The organism is Bacillus massilinigeriensis (genome assembly GCF_900117315.1).
GTDB lineage: Bacteria > Bacillota > Bacilli > Bacillales > Cytobacillaceae > Bacillus_BE > Bacillus_BE massilionigeriensis.
Genome location: NZ_LT630337.1, coordinates 2,168,782 through 2,188,799 on the forward strand (window position 1 = coordinate 2,168,782; position 20,018 = coordinate 2,188,799).

The window sequence follows — 20,018 nt, forward strand, 5'->3', positions numbered from 1 at the left end:
CAGCAATTGTATTTTACATAAAACACAAATCCGAATACCACATTCACTTCAATTGTCTACCCTTGCCATATTAGGTACGGTCATGATAACCATCGTTCCTTCATATCTTTGAACTTCAAGATGACCATTCACAAACTCCAAACGCTCCTTCATCCCTAACAAACCATTTCCTTTTTTGTGCTCGGGACTTTCCGATATCCCGATGCCATTGTCATGAACAGTCAGACGTATTTCATTCCAGGATGGTTCGAGGCGAATGATGCACCTCGTAGCACGACTATGTTTAACAACATTTGTAACAGCTTCTTTTAAGCAAAGACTAAGAATATTTTCTAGAAAGATTGAAACTTCGGTCACATCCATCTCTGAAGTTATTAATTCAATTTCTGCCGCATTCAATAACTGCTGAACGTGAACGATTTCTTCTTTTAAACGAATTCCTCGCATTTGAGAAACTAGGCTTCTTAGCTCATTCAATGCTGTCCTTGCTGTTTGTTGTACATCCTTTAATTCACTTTTCGCTTGTTCAGGATCCTTGTGTATTATTTTTCGAGCCAATTCACTTTTCAAGCCTATCAGCGAGAGCTTTTGGCCGAGTGTGTCATGAAGATCACGGGCAATTCGGTGACGCTCCTCTTGTTTCACTAATTCTGAAATTCTTTTATTTGCATCCTCAAGCTGCTCCTCAAGCTTCCCCTGTTTTTTTCGATTATAAAGATTGAATGGGAGGAGTATGACGCTCATCCAAATAATAATGATAAATGGCAATTGCTTTAAAAAATCCGAATCCTGCATAACAAAATTATAATTGATCGCAATAGTAGTACAAACTAGATGAATAATATACAGAGTTAAAAATGCCACGCGGTTTTTTATGTTTCCGTTATAGTACGCAATGTAAAAAGCAAAGTAAACAAAATTAAATAGAATGGACATGGTTAAAGAAATGGCTATTAGTATACAGGTCCATACATAAACAAACCATTTTTTAGAGATAAAAGCTAAACGATAAAAAATGAAAAAAAGAATCGTTAACGTTATCCCCACGATTATTTCTGCTGTTGAGGAAGATTCAAAAACAAAATAAAACGGCAATATGCTAAAAACGCTCCATATATAAGGAGAAATACCTGAGCTTTTCTGGAGAAACATTAATTTTTTTTTCATTACAAACCCCAATTGTTTTTTATATCATAGCCTTTTATTGAATTTTAACGTAATATCTCCAGAAGGTCGATTATTTTTTATGTCACTGAAACGGATAGTTGCCTTAGCTTAATCATCATTATTAAATTTTTATAAAGTGACACTGAAAATCCCCCCTATTTTTTCTGCTTTTTGTAAAATAGCTTCTCTTCAATGCAAATTAGAGGGGACATACATATTATTTTGTCAATTTTGTAGAACATTTCTGCCTTTGTTATTTAATAAATTTAAGATATCCGCGATTTTTAAGATATATCCTCGTAATTCCAGAATATTTCCACGATTTTCAAGATATATCCGCGATAATAACAATATATCAGCGATAGGCCATTTTAAGATCAATTTGATTATTTCATTACCATCCAAAAAAGTGACTCCCCTAGAATGACACACGCTTTCTTTGCTTGATAGCTAATTTCTTAACGGCCTGATATCCAACGAACTTTTGCTTTTCCTCATCCCAAAGTCGAAATCTTAATGATTCCAAACTTGTCTTCAGAGTAATGGTTGGAACCTTTTGTAAAGGTGGAGTCCCATTATGTGCCTCCTCAAGTTTATAGTTTGGTACTCTTGGACTTAAATGATGAACGTGGTGGTACCCGATATTTCCAGTGATCCATTGAAGAATCTTCGGTAGTTTATAAAAAGAACTGCCTTCAACAGCCGCTTTCACATAATCCCAATGCTCATCCTCCTCAAAGTAGGAATCCTCAAAGGTATGCTGAATGTAAAATAGCCATATTCCAGCAATGCCGGAAACATAAATAATGGTTCCGTGGATCAATAAAAAGGCCTGCCAGCCAACGAGCTGTATGACAAGAAAAATCAATGCGACAATAGAAACATTGGTTAAATAAGTATTCAACCGTTCCTTTCTTCTTGCTCCTTTTCTGTTAAAGCGATTCTTAAGGATAATAAGATAAATTGGGCCCAAACCAAACATGATCAATGGATTACGATACATACGATAAGCTAATTTTACAAATAGAGAAGATGAAATATACTCATCAACGGTTAATACCCAAATGTCTCCTACACCACGTTTGTCTAAGTTCGAGCTAGTTGCATGATGTACGGAGTGATCATGTTGCCATTGGTTGTATGGAAAAAAGGTAAGAATCCCTGTAATGGTTCCAATGACGTTATTCAGCTTTCGATTTTTGAAGAAAGAGTAATGGCAGCAATCGTGAAAAATGATAAAAATTCGCACTAGGAATCCTGCTGCTATGACGCTAAGAGTAATTGTTAATAAGACTGAAATGGACAAACTAAAATAGGCTAATAGCCATAACGAGAAAAAAGGAATTACGGTATTAACCATTTGAATGATACTATCTCTAAAATTAGATTTTTCATATTGGGAGACATGCCTTCTCAAATCTTTTTGATTATGAATATTCATTTTTTGCTTCCCTTCGTCATTTTCTTGTTCTAACTATACAAAAGTGGATATATGTTTTGAAGTCATACATGTCATGAACAATATATGATAAATGTCATATTGAAACATGATTAAGAGGATAATCCATTGCTCCCTGGGAATCATCCTCTTATTCTTAAGTATTAACATTCATCCGAGGAGCTTTTTCTTAACATAACGATAAAGGCTTAGCCGTTTAATGATTCAAAATCGATACAATTTCATCTTCAATTGCCTTACCCTTTTGTTCATCTTTTAAATGGTTTAATAGGATGGAAAAAATAAGGGTTTCGCCTCTTTTGGTTTTTATGTATCCAGATAACGTGCTTACTGTTGTCAAAGAGCCAGTCTTTGCGATAATCTTTCCCTTTAAGGATGGCGCCTTCATCCGATTTCTCAAGGTACCTCCAACCATTCTTTCGCTTTCTCCACCTACTGGTAATGCACGTAAATAAGTGGGGAACCATTTTTCCTTTTGGATGGCAAATAATAATTGGGTAATCTCATTAGCGGGGACTAAATTAATATGAGAAATACCTGAACCATCTCTGATAACTAGTGTACCCGTGGAAACACCGTATGTTTCGATCTCTTTTTTCATTACTTTTATCCCTTCCTTCCAACTCCCTTTGTTCCGAACTATCTTCCCCATTTCCTTCACTAATACTTCTGCATGACCGTTATTGCTTAATTTCATAAATGGGATTAGGAGCTTAGATAAGGGGATGGATTGGTGAACCAAAATCGTAGTAGTATTTGAAGAGATTTTCCCTTCCTTTATTTTCCCCTTTACCTCGATCCCATTATTTTTCAGGGCTTGATTAAATAAATGAAGGGCATAACTAGTTGGGTTCCATACGGAAAGGGTTTCTTTTATCGGCTTATGCTTTAATGGGATATTTCCTGTAACAATGATTCGATTAGATCCATGATCCCTAAACATTTTAATATTACTCCGTTTCTTAGACGGGATGGTTTTCGTATTATTCTCTATCTGCACATAATCGTTTCTAGGAGAAATGTTCATTTTCCCTTTAAGCCTTGTAAATCTAGCAGGCTTTATCGTTATCAATGCAGTCCCGGAATCATAGTCTTTATCTGGTGAGGCAGTTAAAGCCGATACTTGTGCACCGTAATAGGTTTGTTCATCACTCCAGGGTAAATCCACCGAATAGCGTATCTTATCGAACCATGTATCATCTCCTACTAAATCCCCCTGAACGACTTTTATCCCCTTTTTTCTAATTTCATTCGCTATTTTTTCAAAATCATTCATTAATAGGGTGGGATCTCCCTTCCCTTTTAAATAAAGATTTCCTATTAACACTTTTCTTTTTACCTTTCCATCGATATGTACCTCAGTTGTAAAGGTATGTTCCTCTCCCAGAATGGACAGGGCAGCTGCTGCTGTAAACAGCTTTAGATTGGAAGCAGGTATTAAACGGGTATCACCAAGATGCTCATATAATATATTTCCGGTTGAACTTGAACGGATGCTAATACCTGTGATGGCACCTTTTAACGAAGGGTTTGAATGGATTAATTCATCTAATTCCTGCTTTCGGTATCCAAGATTCTCAATAGTTTGTGCATTTGTTTTGTTAGCAGGGTTGATGGAACTGAGGCTAAGACTGACAAATAGATAGACACAAACTAGTACTTTCATTATTTTTCCCAATCCTCATGTCTTCCTTCCAATACTTTAATGCTTACCTTACTCCTTAGTGCAAATTACCTAATACCAGCTGCTTTTTCTACTTGTGCTTGATGTGCCGGGTCTGGCCTTCCATCAATATGGCGTATGCTATTCCCAAAATACACGTCAAAATGTCCGGTAATCCCATTATCAGCAATATAATCCTGTTCATGAGGCATAAAGCTCATACTTGCAGCAAGCCTTCTTCCATCAACTTCAACAATTACCGCTCGAGTTTTCCATGAAAAACCACCCCAAATAGACTTTGCCATATTGGAATCAGCAACCGTAAGAGTCTCAGAATCTGCATGATTGGCTCCAATGGTTCGTTTAATTTTAAAGCTCTTACCTGTTCCCATATCCGTTACTTTTGCCGTTTTGCCTATTGGAAACACATATTGTGCTTCAGTAAACCAGTCGAGGTATTCTCCGTGTTTTGCACTAACAACGTCTTTCACAGCGATATTATGAACGGGTATTTTCAATTTTTGACCGAGAGAAAGTCTGCTACTTTCTGTTAAATTATTTGCCCGTAAGAGTTCAGCTTGTGGGATCCCGTATTGGACACTTAGATTCCAGATGTTATCGCCTGAAACAACCGTATGAGTTTTATAGGTAATGGTATTTACTCCTGTTTCCGTCGGAGCATGTAACCCGTTAGGTATGGTTAAAATTTGTCCCACATATACGGTATCTGTTTTTAATTGATTCTCATCACGAATATTGTCAACAGTTACAGAAAAACGTTTTGCAATGACAGAGAGATTATCTCCTGAGCGAACGGAATAATCAAAGGTTTTCCTATTTTCTTCGGAGCCTGGGGCCTTTTCAACTACAGAAGGTTCTTCTTTGACTTGCAAGTCTTTTTCTGGAATTTCAAGAACTTGCCCCACCCGGATAATATCTGTAGTTAAGTGATTGGCCTTACGTATAGTATCAATTGAAAGATCAAATTTCTTGGCAATAACAGATAAGCTGTCACCTGAGACCACGGTGTAGGAAGAAGGTCTAACAATCGGTGTTGGTGCTTGTGGTGTTTCCGTTTTTGCATTAGGAATCGTCAACTTTTGTCCAATACGAATTACATCTGAGGTCAATGCATTTGCCTCCTTCAATGATTCGGTCGTAGTTCCAAACCGTTTGGCTATTTCAGAGAGGCTGTCACCTGACACCACGGTGTAGGAAGAAGGTCTAGCAATCGGTGTTGGTGCTTGTGGTGTTTCCGTTTTTGCATTAGGAATCGTCAATGTTTGTCCAACACGAATTACATCTGAAGTTAATGCATTTGCTTCCTTCAATGCTTCCGTCGTAATTCCAAACCGTTTGGCTATTTCAGATAGACTATCCCCAGACACTACTGTATACTTTGTTGCTTCCTTTTCTTCCGTTTGCTCTTTACTTGCTGGAGGTTGAACAGGTTCAGTGGATCTTGTTTCGTTATCGCTGATAAGCAATGGAATAATTAATACTTGCCCGAGGCGAGTTGAATCACTAGCTAGATGGTTTGCATATTTAATAGCATTAACTGTTGTTCCATATTTTTTCGCTAGTACACTTAAATAATCCCCGGTTCCCACAGTATGAAAGGCTTTTGGTATCATTAATTGTTGGTTGACTTTGATTATATCTGAGGTTAAATCATTTGCTTTTTTGATATCTGCTACTGAGGTGTTAAACTTCTTCGAAATCACCCAAAGCGTATCACCTGGTGCCACACTATAAAACATGGAGTAGCTCTGAGCTTCCTCTGTCGTTTGATCTGAGGTTCCAGCTGCCTTTGCCTCTTTGGAATCTGCCATAAAAGGCATAACTGAAACGGCAAGCCCTCCAACTATTACCCTTACCATGGTTACCTTTATACCAGGGTAACGATCTTTTACAATTTGCCTTGCAATTGTTAAATAATCCTTTGACTCGCTTGGCTTTTTGCCTAATTCAACTGCAAACTCCGTTAATTGATTATCTAAACGAAGAATTAATTCATATTCATTATTTTCCGTGTTTAATTTTCTAATTTCGTAATTTTTAAATAGCTCCATTTTTGTCTCCTTTCTTATTCTTTTCGTTAGAACTTATTTCATTATCTTTCTTCAAAAAGAGACAATTTATGTTTATCAGTTCAACCAAAATCATGAATGAATATGAAAGAATAACAAACATTAAGATGGAAATCAAAGCAAGGATTATAATCTTTGGGGGTGATATCATGAACGACGAACTTTTTCAAGGATATGAAATAAAAGAGGAAAATGGTGAATACAAAATCATTCTTCAACTTAAGCCATTTAATGAAGAATTCACATCAGAGCTTGGAGTCATTATTAAAAACAAGAAAAACAATCTCAAAGAATCCGCGTCTTCTTTTGTCAAAACACATCTTCCAAAAATAAAAAAGGCCTCCGTTATCATTATGGCAGGTACGGTATTACTAACCATTTTCCCTTTAGAAAAGGCTCATGCACATGAAGCAAATTTCAATATGACCTATCTATATTTTGGAAATTCGCAAACCTATATTTCTCAAGTTGACCGAACAAAAGGTAATTTAAATCTTGTCTCCCCTAGCTATTTTGATTTGAATACGGATGGTTCTCTAAAAATTACCACTCAATTCGATTCAAAGTTTGTTGATGAAATGCATAAAAGAGGGATTAAGGTCGTCCCTTTTTTAAGTAATCATTGGGACAGAAACATCGGTCGTGCAGCATTACATAACAGAGAAAAACTTGCTGAACAAATAGCCGATTTCATTGTGAAAAATAATCTTGATGGTGTGCAAGTGGACATTGAGAATGTAACAGACATCGACCAAGGTAATTACACGGAATTAGTCCGTTTACTCAGAGAAAAAATCCCAAAGCAGAAAGAGGTATCTGTCGCGGTCGCTGCTAATCCAAACAGCTGGACAAAGGGATGGCACGGATCCTATAACTATAATGAATTAGCCAAGTACGCTAGTTATCTAATGATTATGGCGTATGATGAGAGTTATCCTGGAGGTCCTGAGGGTCCAGTTGCAAGTTATCCCTGGGTGGAACGTTCAATCCAGTATGCCATTAACCAAGGAGTACCGAAGGAGAAAATTGTATTGGGACTTCCCTTTTACGGGAGGTATTGGAAAGAAGGAGCAGCAACTGGTGGGGATGGGATTTCCAATCGTAGAGTCGATGAAATGTTGGCGAAATATGGAGGAACAGTAGTTTTTGATGAAAAATCAAAGTCGCCAAAAGCTACGATTACTATTAAGGATGGGGATCCTACCACTGTTATCGCAGGAAAAACATTGGGACCAGGAACCTATCATATTTGGTTTGAAAATAGTGAATCGATTAAAGCTAAGATTGATTTAGTCCACAAATACAATATTAAGGGTACAGGCAGCTGGAGTTTAGGGCAAGAAAATCCTGTGATTTGGGAGGATTATAAGGTGTGGATGACTACCCACGGAGGGTCCACGCCTACTAAGGAGGCAACTCTTCCAGTTAACGAGCAAGAGGATGCAAAAACACTGTATCCGACTTATACTGTAAAATCTGGAGATACCCTTTGGAAAATCGCCACTCAATTTGGATTAACTACAACTCAACTTAAGCAATACAACTATCTTTCAAGTGACATGATTTATGTTGGACAGGTCCTATATGTTGTCCCTTCTCCAACACAAACACCAGTCACAGCACCAACAGCAACAAATGAAACAAAGGTGGAGCCAGTTCCGGTCAAGCCTCCGACAACCGTCGCCACAAAAACTACTCCAGCACCTACACCAGCACCAGCACCAAAAACAGTGACAACCCCAACTGTTAAAAAAGAAACTCTAGTTGGAAAAATAATGGTGCCAAAGGCTAGTAAAACAGCAATGAGAAGTGGTACCTCATCGACAAATAAGATTGTCAAATATCTATCTACCAAGGATGAGGTGAAAATCACACAAGAATATACAGACAAAAAAGGAGCAAAATGGGTAAAGGTTCAAAACAAAAGTACAACTGGTTGGGTATTGTATTCCCAACTTAAATCCAAGCCAATACCCATCCCGACTTTAAAGTACGGCTCAAAAGGAACAGCTGTAACAGATTTACAAAACAAATTAAGAAAAACCGGTCATTATAAAAAGACGGCAAATGGAAAGTTTGACTCAACAACAAAAACCGCTGTTATCAATTTTCAAAAGAAATACAAGTTAAAAGCAGATGGAATTGCCGGTCCACAAACCATAACTAAATTAAATTCTGTTTTAGGAATGAAGTAATATTTCAGGGAGGATCGCAAAATGAAAAAACAATTCACTATTTGGATAAGTCTATGTCTGATGTTTCTCTTCTCAGGTTTACATGCAACCGCAGCGGAGAAGCCTGAGTATACATTTTTTGGTGTAGGGGCGGAAGTATCACCATCAAGTGATGGCACTTCTTATACTGTTAAGACTCAAGGAAAGAAGGAAAATGAAGGCATTGTTTTTACACCTGCAAATATCCAAGGAGGTCAAAAAGTGTCTGTTGAATTAGATTTAAAAGGAACAGAAGAGGTTTTTATAAAAATAGAAGAGACGGATGCGAGAGGCACTTTTATTAAAGAAACCGCTTCACAGCCTATCCGTTTAACGGATGATTGGCAACCACTGAAGCTGGATGCATTGCTTAGTCCAACCACAAAACAAATCGATGTAATGTTATTAACACGGAACAAAGCAACCACAGAGTTTTTATTTAAAAATGTGAAGGTTTCCAAACCATAACCAAACGAAACAGAAAAGGAGGATATAGACCTGGACATTCTCATCCTCCTTCCCCTTTTTAAATTTAGAAAGGCTAATTACTCCCTTTGGATTTCTGTTAAACACCCATCTTCCATATGGTAAACCTTGTTACAGTATTCAAGCATCCTTTCATCATGGGTTACCATGATGGCTGCTTTATTTCTAGCCTTTACCTCTTTAGAAATTAGCTGAACCACTTCATGTGCCCTTTTCGTATCTAGGCTTGCAGTGGGTTCATCCGCTAAGATAACACTAGGATTATTCATAAAGGCACGAGCGATTGCAGTTCGTTGACGCTCACCACCTGATAGCTCATTTGGATATTTTTTCAATTTTCCCCCTAAACCAAGCTCAGTAAGCAATTGCTTTGCAAATAGTTCATCTTCCTGAGTAATCCTACCCTTCATTTTCTTAACCACAAGTAGCTGATCCAGTACATTTAAGTAAGGAACTAGGTTTGAGGTTTGAAGAACAAATCCAATTTCTTGGAGTCTTATCTTTGAAAGCTCTTTTGATTTAAGTTGTGAAATTTCTTTCCCATTCAATATCACTTCGCCTTCGGAGGCCTTAAGCAATGCACCTGCAATGGATAGGAACGTGCTCTTCCCAGACCCAGATGGACCAATAACCGCAATGAATTCTCCCGGCTCTGCTGAAAGAGATACTTTGTTTAAAGCAACAATTCTACTATCTCCTTCTTGATAGAATTTCGAAACAGACTTCAACTGTATTCCTGACATTACTCTACCCTCCCGATTGCTTGTAGTGGATCAATCTTTGTAATTTTCCTAACAGATAAAAGAGAGCTGAGAACAGAAATCACTAATAAAATTAATCCGTATATTAAGACAAGTTTTATGTCGAGTGTAAATGGCATATCCTTTGGGAGAATGAGGGCTGTCCCATATGTGAAGAGAATGCCAATTAATATGCTAACAAGTGATAAGGTAAATACCTGAGCAACGATGGTTCTACCTAAAAAGCCATTGCTTGCACCCATTGCCTTTAAAATTCCAAATTGATTTGTTTTTTGCAGCGTTAATACATAGAAAAACACACCTAATACAAAAGCAGAAATGGCCAGTAGAAAGGCAAGCATCATCATAATGGTTCCGTTCTCTTCCTTATATCCTGGCATTCCTTGAACAGCTTTGGCTTTAGTTACTGTATCGATGGAAGAAATAGATTTATTTATTTCGTTTGCATCAATCTTTTCACCTTGGAGCATAATCCCGTTCACTGGGTCATTAACCCCTTTATTTGATCCTGGAGCAGCATAATTAATCGAACGCCACTTATCTAATGTTGTAAAAATAGCTGGTAAATGGTTATAGGTTTGGTTTTCAACAAATCCGACTATCTTCATTTTTTCAATTGATCCTTCTAGAATAAGGGTATCACCTATCTTAAACCCTTTATCCTTTAACGTATGATTGGCAATCACTTCTAATGGTTTATCTTCTGAAAGTGAAGCACCATCCATCACCTTGGGCTCAAGAAAACTTCCTGGTCTTACTCCTAAAATGGCAATGTCTACTTTGTCCTTATCCTTTGAAGAGTTTTCTTTTAAAATGACTCCCATTGCACTTCCCATTGGTGATGCAGCTTGAACATTTGGTTGCTTTTCCAAGTCATCTACTAGTGATTCAGAAAGTAAAGAACGACTCATTGAAGCTCTTGACCCTTCCTCAAATACTACATATTCTGCATCCATATTTTTGAATGCTGCCGCACTTAGTGTAGAAAGTCCATTACCTAATCCCGATAAAATAAAAACAAGCCATGCGATAAGGATTAAAATGACTCCAATCATGAAAAAGCGCAGTTTTCCATGTTTTAGTTCTTTTAAAGCAAGAAACATGTTTGGCACTCCTTATATTTGTATTTTGATTAGTCACATCTGACTATTTAACAAGATTATATAGTTTGCTAGATTGGTAGTCAATCAAATACGAATTTATTTTTCCGAATATTAAACTATTTATGAAGCATAACAAAAGGCTGTCCAGAAGATTCAAAGATCTTATGGACAGCCTTTATGAATCAGATAGTATCAATATTTCCTTGCTTTTTTAAATGAAGCTTCTCCACGGTTTTCTCAATAAAGGATACCTCAGCTTTGAGCATAGTAATCTTATGTTCAATGGCAATATCAATTCCAGTCCCTTTACCATGGCTTGGTGTCTCTTCTAGCATCATTACTATGTCCATTGTTTGATTTAGTCGTTCCTCTAAGGCTTCTATTGCTTTATTAATTGGGAGATGGTCCAAAAACATGAGTCCAATATCCCCTTGAAAATTCACATTTTCAGCGGAAGATAAATTTGATATTAATAAGGTATAGAAGTATTGTTTTCCTTCTTCATTAATCGAGAAGACCTTACGAGGTGGTCTGTTTCCTTCTTGTTCAACCTGAACCTCAATATAGCCTTCATTACAAAGCTTCTCTAAAGTGGCATATGCGGTTGGTTTTTTCATATTGGTCATGGTACTAAGATTCTTCTCAATAAAGTCATTTAATTGATATCCGTGCTGACTTTCTGACATGAGCAAACCAAGCAAGATAAGTGAACGTTGCTCCATGAAAATCCACCTTTTTCTATTTTCTTATTCCTATCATAGCATAAGTGATAATAAATCGTTTCATAGATTAAGGGATTTTTTATCTGTCCAAATTTTGGATGATTAGTGTTTCTGCCAAATCATCTATTTTCTTCAAGCATAAATTATCATAAAAAATGAATAGGATGTGTGTGATGTTAGAAAAAAGGCAAAATAGAAACCCATTTTCACTTTGTATTTTTCCTGGATACAAATGGTGTGGACCTGGATGTAGTGGGCCTGGAAGACCGATTAATGAAGTAGATACTTGCTGCATGCGACATGATCAATGTCTTAAGAGAGGCCGTTCTTCTTGTAAATGTGATTTTGAATTTATGAATTGTTTAAAACCAAAGATGAATCCTCGTACACAAATGGGTAGAAACGCAATCATCATGTATCGTGCCATGAAGCTAAAAACATCATTCTTTTGTGGTCGACGGTTTCATTAAAAGAATTATTACTTAATACTCGGAAATGTCAGGGTGATTGATGTACCGATATTCAATTTACTTGAAACACAAACTGACCCTTTCATGCTATCAACAATTTTATAGACAACCATCATTCCAAGACCTGTGCCTTTTTGTTCCTTTAGAGAAAAATAAGGCTCTCCCAATCTTGCAATATGTTCTTCCTTCATTCCATGACCTGTATCTGTAATCCGTATGTGGATGAGCCCCTTTTCTTCCGTTGTTATAATGGACAGCTTTCCCCCATTCGGCATTGCTTCAATTCCATTTTTAAAAATATTCAATAATACCTGATGAAATTTGTGGGGATCACCGTTTATTTTTCCCTTATGAAAGAAATTCTTTTCAACATGGATATTTTCTTTTATCGTAAGTGGTCGAAGAATCTCAGCACATTTATTTACTTCATTTTCAATATTCATCAAAAGTCTTTTCTCTGAATGAGGTTTAGCAAATGTTAAATAGTCATTAATGATTTCTGATGCGCGATTTGCCTCTTCTATTGCGTACTTCGCGTATGCTTTACAATCTTCATCCGTCTTTTTGTGTTCATGAATAAGCTGCAGAAATCCAATAACGGTTGTAAGTGGGTTTCGTACCTCATGACTGATACTAGCCGCAAGATGGCTGACGATTTCCATCTTTTCATATTTAATTGCTTCTAATTGTAAAACATGAGTAGCTCGAAGAATTTCTAAAAGGTAGGATACAAAAAAAGTTGAAATAGTAAGGACAAAAGCATAAATCAAATAATTTTTGATACTCGAAAATGGATAGAACAAAGAAGGTACCAAATAACCAAAAAGAGAATAGACAAAGGAAGAACTTGTTACAATCATTACCTTTGTTTTTGTCGATCTCTTTAAAAATAAAGGCCTAATATAGATGATCAGTACCGCTGCAATAGTAGTTAAGACCAATGATACCCAAAAACCATCACCGCCTAGTAAATAGCGAGTAGTAAGGAGAAAGCCAGCTAATCCAATTGTAACCCTCTTACCGGCATAAATAGCACCTAAGAGAAAAGGAATAAATCTTAAATCGTATCTATACCCCTCTCCCATTGGCACTGATAAAAGTAAACATAAAACAATTGATAATGCTGCTACAAAAAAAATGATCCACTTTTGATTAGGAAATCGGAAGATCTTGTATTTCGTCCATAAAAGCATATTAGCAAGTAATATTAAAATAAGAATAAAAAGAAGATTGATTAGTAGACCATTCAGCAACTCCATAAGAACATCCTCCATGTTTCTTAGGACTTAGTACCTCTTTTTATTGTAATGGCTTAACTATATCTTGGCAATATTACAAATTTTTTGTAGAAAAATATTTTAAAGATAATAAATATTCTTTCAATATCTCACACACAAATTTATATTACTATATGTGGTGACTGTTCAACCTACATTTAAAATTTCCCTCTATTTATTTAAAAATGAGTCATTCCTACATAAGAATTATGCATATAGTATTATGAAATCATTCCTTTATAAGGAGGTGACACTATATGGGTATTCGCCTCATTAAAATCTCTGTTTGTTATTTTACCATTGGGGTTTGTATTGGATTGTATATGTCTATTGCCCACTCTTACACCTTGACTCCGGTCCATGTACACATTAATTTATTAGGATGGACAGCATTAACTCTAGCCGGTATTTTATATCATCTTTTTCCACATCTTGCTTTAACAGTTCTGGCAAAAACCCACTTTTGGCTCCACAATATTTCCCTTCCAATTATGATGCTTGGATTAGCTTTTGTTGTTCAAGGAAATGAATCATTAGTTCCAGCTGTAGCCGCAGGTGGAACGGTTTTAGTACTTGCCATTATATTATTTGCTATTAACATTTTAACCAACTTAAAACAAGGAAACTGATTATTTCAAATGGAATGACCACCTCAGAGGAGATGGTCATTCTCTTTTCTTATTATTGATTCCAAACAAACATTAAAATTCGATTAAGGATGACAATGATTCCATAGTACAATGCTAATGTAGATTTACCGATAAATAGTAAGGCGATGACCGGTAATCCAAATACGATTAATTCTAGTAGGTAATTCCATGGTAATTGGAAAGGGATGGGTGCCTTCGGTGAGCCGAATGTTCCCCAAGCTAAGGCAATTATCGATGGCGCCCCCAACCCAAATAGTATTTTGAACATGGTACCTTTACCTGTTGTAAAACCCCAATAACCCATGATTCCCAAAGCACATAATTCTAAGCAAAACCTAATGGCAAGGTTTAACAATTTGATAATCTCCACGAAACTCCCCTTTTCTCAATTCTGATTTATCTTTATCATTGATACTATCATGATTTGAGGAAAAAGAGTGGGAAAATTTTTACATTTCTCCACTCTGCAGGATCAAATTATTTTTGAATTTGTGACAGAAAGTACTCAGTAACTACTGTAGAGTCTAATCTTACTGTTACATAGGGTGGGCGTATTGAACTATGTTCATTTAATGGAACACCTAACCACAAGATTTCATGGTCTATACATACAAACGGAAAAGGAAAAGCTTGTTCAATGAAATCATTAAGCTGTAGGGCTTCTACATTTTTCGAAGAAATCAAAGTTAGCCTTACCCTTTTATTCCTTTGATTCAACGCATGAATCCATTCCATTGGAAGGTCCCTATCATTCCCTATGGAAATCACAATCTCCTTATTAGCTGATTGAATATCATTTACGATAGGCTCATTTCTTCGAGCATGCATCCATCGAAGCCGAGGATGCTGATTTTTTATCCATCTTCCTATTTCTTGTGATGCGATCAATTGGTCCATTTGCTGTTGATGATCAATTAATTTCCGCAAGGTTTTTGATGGGAAGACATGCTGGTGGATAAAGGATCGATTGCTTATATGGATGAATTTTCCTTTCGTTCTTGTTATAGCTACATTAATCAGCCTTTCACTTTCTTTCCCTGTTAAAAGCATTCCCGCTCTTTCTATCGGATAGCTATCGACTGTGTCAAAAATCATCACATCCCTTTCACTTCCTTGAAAACGGTGAACAGTTGCAGCGATGATGTCCGCAGTTTTTAATTCCTTTTCATACAGGTCAGCTAATAATTTTTCCATAAAAGTTGCTTGGGCACGATAAGGTGTAACATATCCGATGGAGCGATTTCCAGAAAGATAAGCCTCGTGTATGCATTGAAAGGCAAGAAGTAATTGCCATGGGTTCATTCTCGAACCATTGTTAGGACCGGTAAAACAATAGTTTCCCATATAACTTGTGTCGAGAAGAACAGCAGCACGTTGTGGGAAGGGGGACTTAGCTGCAATTTCTTTCCTAAGCTCTCTTACACTTTTGTGATCTTTTACAAAGGAATGATAAATATATTTATTCGTAAATGACGAGATATCTGGATGCATCCTCCGCTGTTCCTTAAGAAGAAATAAATGCGGATGAAGCTCACCTCTTTTTACCCATTCAGCCATACCTGCATGGTGAAAAATATCCTCCTTCAGCCATTCGTTTACAAGTAGATGGTTTGAGTTTGCTATTGGTGGTAGCTGTTTAAAGTCGCCACAAATTATCACCCTCCTTGCCAATGATGCGGCAAAGGCTGCTTGTGGAACAAACGCCATACTCGCTTCATCTAGGATAACAAGGTCAAAATTACTTTCATAAATCGCCGGGTCACCCGCTGCCTTGGCTAAGGTCGTACCAACAACTTGAGCATCCTTGACAAATTGTATTTCCTTTTGGCGAATTTTTTCCATTATTCTTGCTAGCTTTGTTTCAATTTGCAGTAATTGTTCTGAATCGCGCATACTAAAGGATCGTGATAAGTCCTTTTGAAGTAATCTACGTTCTTCTGCGAGTTGGTCATTTTTATCGGCAAGCTCAGGAAAATTCCTTTTTAGTAATTGGTTAGCTGTTAATGATTCGTGCTTAAGAATAATTTCCCCCATTTGAGATCCGTAACGAAGGAGGTCCCCCTCTTGAAATTTCCCCTTTTTTTCAATGAATATCTTAGTTTCAGACATTAATACATCGACTGCCTGATTGCTATGAGAGAGAATCAATACTCTTTTCCCTTTTATATATTTATTAGCAGCCACTCTTGCTAAGGTATAGGTTTTTCCAGTTCCCGGTGGTCCCCACACATAAGTGACAGGGTTATATTTTGACCGAAGAACTAATTCATGTACATTGGATTTTATCTTCTCAGTTGGATGCTTCGCTTCCATCTCAGGATTCATTAGGTTCTTGATTCTTCCTCTTTTTCTTTTACTTTTTTTTATTTCTTCCAACCGATCAATTAACAAATCAAGCAGTTCCCAAGGATCATGCATTAAAGATGCCTCTTCCACCAAGTCGCCCATTGACTGTTCAATCATGACAATCACTCCTTGACCTTCAGCAGAGAGGATTCTCCCTTCCACCTTAATCGATCCCCATTGGACTCGAACACTAGAGCCTATTGGTACTCTAACATTTTGCTGTGTTTCAAAATAATACGTATAAGGAGATTGATTGGGAAGGAGTCGCCCATTCTTCATAAGATAATGGGTTCCTCCAAATTTTTTCAAATGAGAGATTTCTATTTGAAGGGCTTTTTGCCATCGTTTAATAAAAGTTAATGTTGAAGTCATTATGAACCTACCTTGTATATTGATAAAAATTCCTTGGATTTGTAACCTTTCATGAATCCGAATCCTTTTTTTGTTAATATATGATACATGAATTTTGGTAAAAAAAATAGGACGCTTCTATTTGAATACGCCCTTTACCTTCCATTCTTTTTAATTTATTTCATCATCCACATATCGCCCATAATCAGGTATCGCTATTTGATCAAATTCAGTCACTAATTTCTGCAAGCCCTTTGTCAAATCTTCACCCGATAGTGGCATTCCATGGCCGACAACGGCAACGGATGGATGTAATGCTTCTAATTTCTCAACCGATCTCTTTGCCGCTTTCCAATCGGTCGTTAAGTATCGCGGCGGACCGCTAATTTCTAATTCTTGAGTAAAGACCTTATAGAGGGAATCCTGTCTAACGGTGACAAAAGCATCTCCTACAATAAGGGCTCCATCAGCCTCTCGAAAAAATGATACATGACCTGGAGCATGACCAGGCGTATGAATCCACCGCCACCCTTCCATAAATGGAATGGATTTATCAGATGGTAGTTTCTCTACATGTTGACCAAGATTAATTGGTTCATTAGGAAACATGGGAGACATTTTGGCTACAAGGCCACCTTCCACAGTGCTATCTGGTGTTGGATAGCCTTTTACTCCTGTTAAATATGGCATTTCAAATTCGTGTGAAAATACAGGTACTTGCCAATGATTCACCAACTCAATAATCGCTCCCACATGATCAAAATGACCGTGAGTTAAGACTATCGCTTTTGGTTTTGCCTCTTTCCCAAAACGATCCTCGATCAATGTGATGATTTTGTTTTCTGATCCAGGCATTCCGGCATCGATTAACACAAAGCTGTCTGAATTTCCAATTAGGCAAATATTAACGATTTGAATGGTGTGACAATAAACATCTGGCAATACCTGTTGTCCTAATCCGCTAGCAATAGAAGTTGCCGGAATAAATTTATAATCATCTCCATAATGCATATTTTGTTCCATCATTTTTTCACCTCATCAAATTTATCCCTACACCTTTATTGTTCCCCATTTTCTAATATCACCAAAAAAAAATTACCCATCACGAAAATGGGTAAATAATAATTCTTCAATTTCTATCCTTCAATACTTCTGCTAGCTCCTTATAAAAGACAAGTGAATTTGGATTGGCCAATGAGTCTGGATTGGCTACTTTTTCTGGCTCAAATCCCAATAGTATTTTTCTAATTGGAACCTCCAGCTTTTTCCCACTAATGGTTTTCGGAATTTCTTCTACTTCATAGATTTTATCTGGAACAAAGCGAGGAGATATTTTTGTACGAATTTCATTCTTAATTTTCGTTTGAAGGCTCTCATCCAACACAGTACCTTGCTGCAGGACTATGAACAATGGCATGAATGATGTTCTACCAAGCAATTCTAAATCAATCACTAAACTCTCAATGACTTCCTCAACGCCTTCAACGACACGATAGATTTCACTTGTACCTAATCGAACTCCCTGACGATTGATTGTTGAATCTGAGCGACCGTAAATAATACTACTTCCCTTCTCATCAATCTTAATCCAATCGCCATGTCTCCAAATTCCTGGATAGGTGTCAAAATAACTTTCTAAATATCTTTTATTATTATGATCATTCCAGAAAAATAGTGGCATTGACGGCATCGGACTTGTGATAACTAATTCTCCAACCTCATCGATGAGTGGATTCCCGTTTTCGTCAAAGGACTGAACATTTGCTCCAAGTGCCCTCGCCTGAAGCTCTCCCGCCCTGACAGGTAAAATTGAAGAGCCGCCAACAAAGGCTGTACAAACATCGGTTCCCCCACTCGTTGATACAAGCCATAAATCATTTTTTACATTTTCATATACCCATGAAAATCCCTCAGCTGTTAATGGAGAGCCGGTTGAGCCAATCCCTTTTAAATGGCTTAGGTTAAATTTTTCCTTCGGTTTAATACCCGCTTTAACACAGGAACTAATATATCCTGCACTTGTTCCAAAAAAGGTGGTACCCGATTCTTCTATTAGACCCCATAAAGAGTCCATATCCGGATAACCTGGGCTTCCATCATACAAAACAATGGTTGCACCAGCAAGGAAACCGCCAAGGAGAAAATTCCACATCATCCACCCTGTAGTAGTAAACCAGAAAAATACATCTTCTTCAGAAAAATCTTGCTGAAGCCTGACCACTTTAAGATGTTCTAAAAGAATACCTCCATGACCTTGTACAATTGGTTTTGGTAATCCTGTCGTTCCAGAAGAGTATAGAATCCATAATGGATGATCGAAAGGTAGTTGTTCATAGGTTATTTCTTTGGAGTAATTTAAGATGGAATTCCATGTGGTCATATTTTGAAGTATGTCACTAGTTTCTTCATGCTCTAAGTATGGGATTAAAATCGTTTGTTTGACTGTGGGTAATTCCTCTTGAAGCTTAGATATGGTTGTGAGACAATCGAACTTCTTCCCATTATACTGATAGCCATCGATGGCAAATAAGACAACGGGCTCGATTTGTTTAAAACGGTCCACTATACTCCTTACCCCAAAATCAGGTGAACAACTGGACCAAATAGCTCCTATACTTGCACATGCAAGGAATGCAAAAACAGTTTCTGGAATGTTTGGCATGTATGCCACAACGCGATCACCTGGTTTGACACCAAGATCTTTTAAAGCACCTGCAACAGATGCAGTTTTATCCCTTAACTCCTTCCAACTAATCTCCCGCTTCGCTAAACGCTCAGATCGGAAATAGATGGCCGTTTTCTCATCTTGAAAGTTTTTAAACACATTCTCTGCATAATTTAGCCTCGAACCTTTGAACCACTTAGCACCAGGCATTTCACGTTTATTTAAAACAGATTCATAGCCTTTTGATGCTTGAACACCACAATACTGCCAGATAGACTCCCAAAAGTTCTCTAATTCATCCACTGACCATTGCCATAGCTCCTGGTAATTATGTACAGTAACTCCTTTTTTTTCACTTAACCATTGCATATAGCTTGTTAAATTTGTATTTTTTATCTGTTCTTCTGTTGGCTGCCAAAGCAATTCACCTGCTGTAATCGGTTTCAATTATTTATTCCCCCTTTTAAAATGACTTTTGCTACTAGCTATATACTCTATTCCATACAAATTATGACATTTCCTTTTTTTGTTATCATTTTCATAAAAAAATCAACCAATGGGGAATAATGATGGAATTCACTTTTTTAATCAATTT

The 20,018-nt window shown here is 37.1% G+C and carries 16 protein-coding genes; 4 read left to right on the plus strand and 12 right to left on the minus strand.

The window, feature by feature from the left end; all coding sequences use genetic code 11:
• Positions 1-48 precede the first annotated feature (48 nt).
• The 4 genes from BQ6100_RS10780 to BQ6100_RS20855 form a co-directional block, all read right to left on the minus strand.
• Complete coding sequence (locus BQ6100_RS10780) at positions 49-1,167, minus strand: sensor histidine kinase (RefSeq protein ID WP_075981643.1); 1,119 nt, start codon at positions 1,165-1,167, stop codon at positions 49-51.
• A gap of 418 nt (positions 1,168-1,585) precedes the next feature.
• Positions 1,586-2,608, minus strand: coding sequence for a Delta(5) desaturase DesA (locus BQ6100_RS10790; protein WP_075981645.1), 1,023 nt, complete (start codon positions 2,606-2,608; stop codon positions 1,586-1,588).
• A 214-nt stretch (positions 2,609-2,822) separates the two neighbouring features.
• Positions 2,823-4,304 (minus strand): D-alanyl-D-alanine carboxypeptidase/D-alanyl-D-alanine endopeptidase, encoded by a 1,482-nt coding sequence (dacB, locus tag BQ6100_RS10795; protein WP_075981646.1) that lies wholly within the window; start codon positions 4,302-4,304, stop codon positions 2,823-2,825.
• A gap of 53 nt (positions 4,305-4,357) precedes the next feature.
• The gene (locus BQ6100_RS20855) at positions 4,358-6,361 is read right to left on the minus strand and encodes a LysM peptidoglycan-binding domain-containing protein (protein ID WP_084780331.1); all 2,004 of its coding nucleotides are present in this window, start codon (positions 6,359-6,361) and stop codon (positions 4,358-4,360) included.
• Between the two features lie 167 nt (positions 6,362-6,528).
• Between BQ6100_RS20855 and BQ6100_RS10830 the strand changes: the two genes are divergently transcribed.
• Positions 6,529-8,574: a glycosyl hydrolase family 18 protein gene (locus BQ6100_RS10830; protein ID WP_075983524.1), complete on the plus strand. Its 2,046-nt coding sequence runs from the start codon at positions 6,529-6,531 to the stop codon at positions 8,572-8,574.
• 21 nt (positions 8,575-8,595) lie between these two features.
• Positions 8,596-9,060, plus strand: a complete 465-nt coding sequence (locus BQ6100_RS10835) for a hypothetical protein (protein ID WP_075981647.1) — start codon at positions 8,596-8,598, stop codon at positions 9,058-9,060.
• A gap of 77 nt (positions 9,061-9,137) precedes the next feature.
• Here BQ6100_RS10835 and BQ6100_RS10840 read toward each other — a convergent pair whose 3' ends face one another.
• The 3 genes from BQ6100_RS10840 to BQ6100_RS10850 form a co-directional block, all read right to left on the minus strand.
• On the minus strand, positions 9,138-9,821 hold the full coding sequence (locus BQ6100_RS10840) for an ABC transporter ATP-binding protein (RefSeq protein WP_075981648.1): 684 nt from the start codon (positions 9,819-9,821) through the stop codon (positions 9,138-9,140).
• On the minus strand, positions 9,821-10,942 hold the full coding sequence (locus tag BQ6100_RS10845) for an ABC transporter permease (RefSeq protein ID WP_075981649.1): 1,122 nt from the start codon (positions 10,940-10,942) through the stop codon (positions 9,821-9,823). Before BQ6100_RS10845 ends, BQ6100_RS10840 begins: the two co-directional genes overlap by 1 nt.
• A gap of 182 nt (positions 10,943-11,124) precedes the next feature.
• Positions 11,125-11,664, minus strand: a complete 540-nt coding sequence (locus tag BQ6100_RS10850) for a PadR family transcriptional regulator (RefSeq protein ID WP_075981650.1) — start codon at positions 11,662-11,664, stop codon at positions 11,125-11,127.
• 173 nt (positions 11,665-11,837) lie between these two features.
• Between BQ6100_RS10850 and BQ6100_RS10855 the strand changes: the two genes are divergently transcribed.
• Positions 11,838-12,134: a phospholipase gene (locus tag BQ6100_RS10855; RefSeq protein WP_075981651.1), complete on the plus strand. Its 297-nt coding sequence runs from the start codon at positions 11,838-11,840 to the stop codon at positions 12,132-12,134.
• 8 nt (positions 12,135-12,142) lie between these two features.
• Here BQ6100_RS10855 and BQ6100_RS10860 read toward each other — a convergent pair whose 3' ends face one another.
• Positions 12,143-13,393, minus strand: coding sequence for an ATP-binding protein (locus BQ6100_RS10860; RefSeq protein ID WP_159433148.1), 1,251 nt, complete (start codon positions 13,391-13,393; stop codon positions 12,143-12,145).
• A 275-nt stretch (positions 13,394-13,668) separates the two neighbouring features.
• Between BQ6100_RS10860 and BQ6100_RS10865 the strand changes: the two genes are divergently transcribed.
• Positions 13,669-14,040: a cytochrome-c oxidase gene (locus tag BQ6100_RS10865; protein ID WP_075981653.1), complete on the plus strand. Its 372-nt coding sequence runs from the start codon at positions 13,669-13,671 to the stop codon at positions 14,038-14,040.
• 52 nt (positions 14,041-14,092) lie between these two features.
• On the opposite strand, the gene BQ6100_RS10870 is transcribed toward BQ6100_RS10865, so the two are convergent.
• From BQ6100_RS10870 to BQ6100_RS10885, 4 genes are all read right to left on the minus strand, one after another.
• The gene (locus tag BQ6100_RS10870; protein WP_075981654.1) at positions 14,093-14,431 is read right to left on the minus strand and encodes a YrdB family protein; all 339 of its coding nucleotides are present in this window, start codon (positions 14,429-14,431) and stop codon (positions 14,093-14,095) included.
• Positions 14,432-14,538: 107 nt separating this feature from the next.
• Positions 14,539-16,779: an AAA domain-containing protein gene (locus BQ6100_RS10875; protein WP_075981655.1), complete on the minus strand. Its 2,241-nt coding sequence runs from the start codon at positions 16,777-16,779 to the stop codon at positions 14,539-14,541.
• A gap of 150 nt (positions 16,780-16,929) precedes the next feature.
• On the minus strand, positions 16,930-17,781 hold the full coding sequence (locus BQ6100_RS10880) for an MBL fold metallo-hydrolase (RefSeq protein ID WP_075983525.1): 852 nt from the start codon (positions 17,779-17,781) through the stop codon (positions 16,930-16,932).
• A 106-nt stretch (positions 17,782-17,887) separates the two neighbouring features.
• Positions 17,888-19,870 carry an acetoacetate--CoA ligase gene (locus tag BQ6100_RS10885; RefSeq protein ID WP_075981656.1) on the minus strand — a complete coding sequence of 661 codons (1,983 nt, stop codon included), beginning with the start codon at positions 19,868-19,870 and terminating at the stop codon, positions 17,888-17,890.
• Between the last annotated feature and the right edge of the window lie 148 nt (positions 19,871-20,018).

Bases quoted from the DNA above. Each gene is read 5' to 3' on its own strand.
- BQ6100_RS10780 (WP_075981643.1), bottom strand. From the start codon at position 1,167: ATGAAAAAAAAATTAATGTTTCTCCAGAAAAGCTCAGGTATTTCTCCT.
- BQ6100_RS10790 (WP_075981645.1), bottom strand. From the start codon at position 2,608: ATGAATATTCATAATCAAAAAGATTTGAGAAGGCATGTCTCCCAATAT.
- BQ6100_RS20855 (WP_084780331.1), bottom strand. From the start codon at position 6,361: ATGGAGCTATTTAAAAATTACGAAATTAGAAAATTAAACACGGAAAAT.
- BQ6100_RS10830 (WP_075983524.1), top strand. From the start codon at position 6,529: ATGAACGACGAACTTTTTCAAGGATATGAAATAAAAGAGGAAAATGGT.
- BQ6100_RS10835 (WP_075981647.1), top strand. From the start codon at position 8,596: ATGAAAAAACAATTCACTATTTGGATAAGTCTATGTCTGATGTTTCTC.
- BQ6100_RS10840 (WP_075981648.1), bottom strand. From the start codon at position 9,821: ATGTCAGGAATACAGTTGAAGTCTGTTTCGAAATTCTATCAAGAAGGA.
- BQ6100_RS10845 (WP_075981649.1), bottom strand. From the start codon at position 10,942: ATGTTTCTTGCTTTAAAAGAACTAAAACATGGAAAACTGCGCTTTTTC.
- BQ6100_RS10850 (WP_075981650.1), bottom strand. From the start codon at position 11,664: ATGGAGCAACGTTCACTTATCTTGCTTGGTTTGCTCATGTCAGAAAGT.
- BQ6100_RS10855 (WP_075981651.1), top strand. From the start codon at position 11,838: ATGTTAGAAAAAAGGCAAAATAGAAACCCATTTTCACTTTGTATTTTT.
- BQ6100_RS10860 (WP_159433148.1), bottom strand. From the start codon at position 13,393: ATGGAGTTGCTGAATGGTCTACTAATCAATCTTCTTTTTATTCTTATT.
- BQ6100_RS10865 (WP_075981653.1), top strand. From the start codon at position 13,669: ATGGGTATTCGCCTCATTAAAATCTCTGTTTGTTATTTTACCATTGGG.
- BQ6100_RS10875 (WP_075981655.1), bottom strand. From the start codon at position 16,779: ATGACTTCAACATTAACTTTTATTAAACGATGGCAAAAAGCCCTTCAA.
- BQ6100_RS10880 (WP_075983525.1), bottom strand. From the start codon at position 17,781: ATGGAACAAAATATGCATTATGGAGATGATTATAAATTTATTCCGGCA.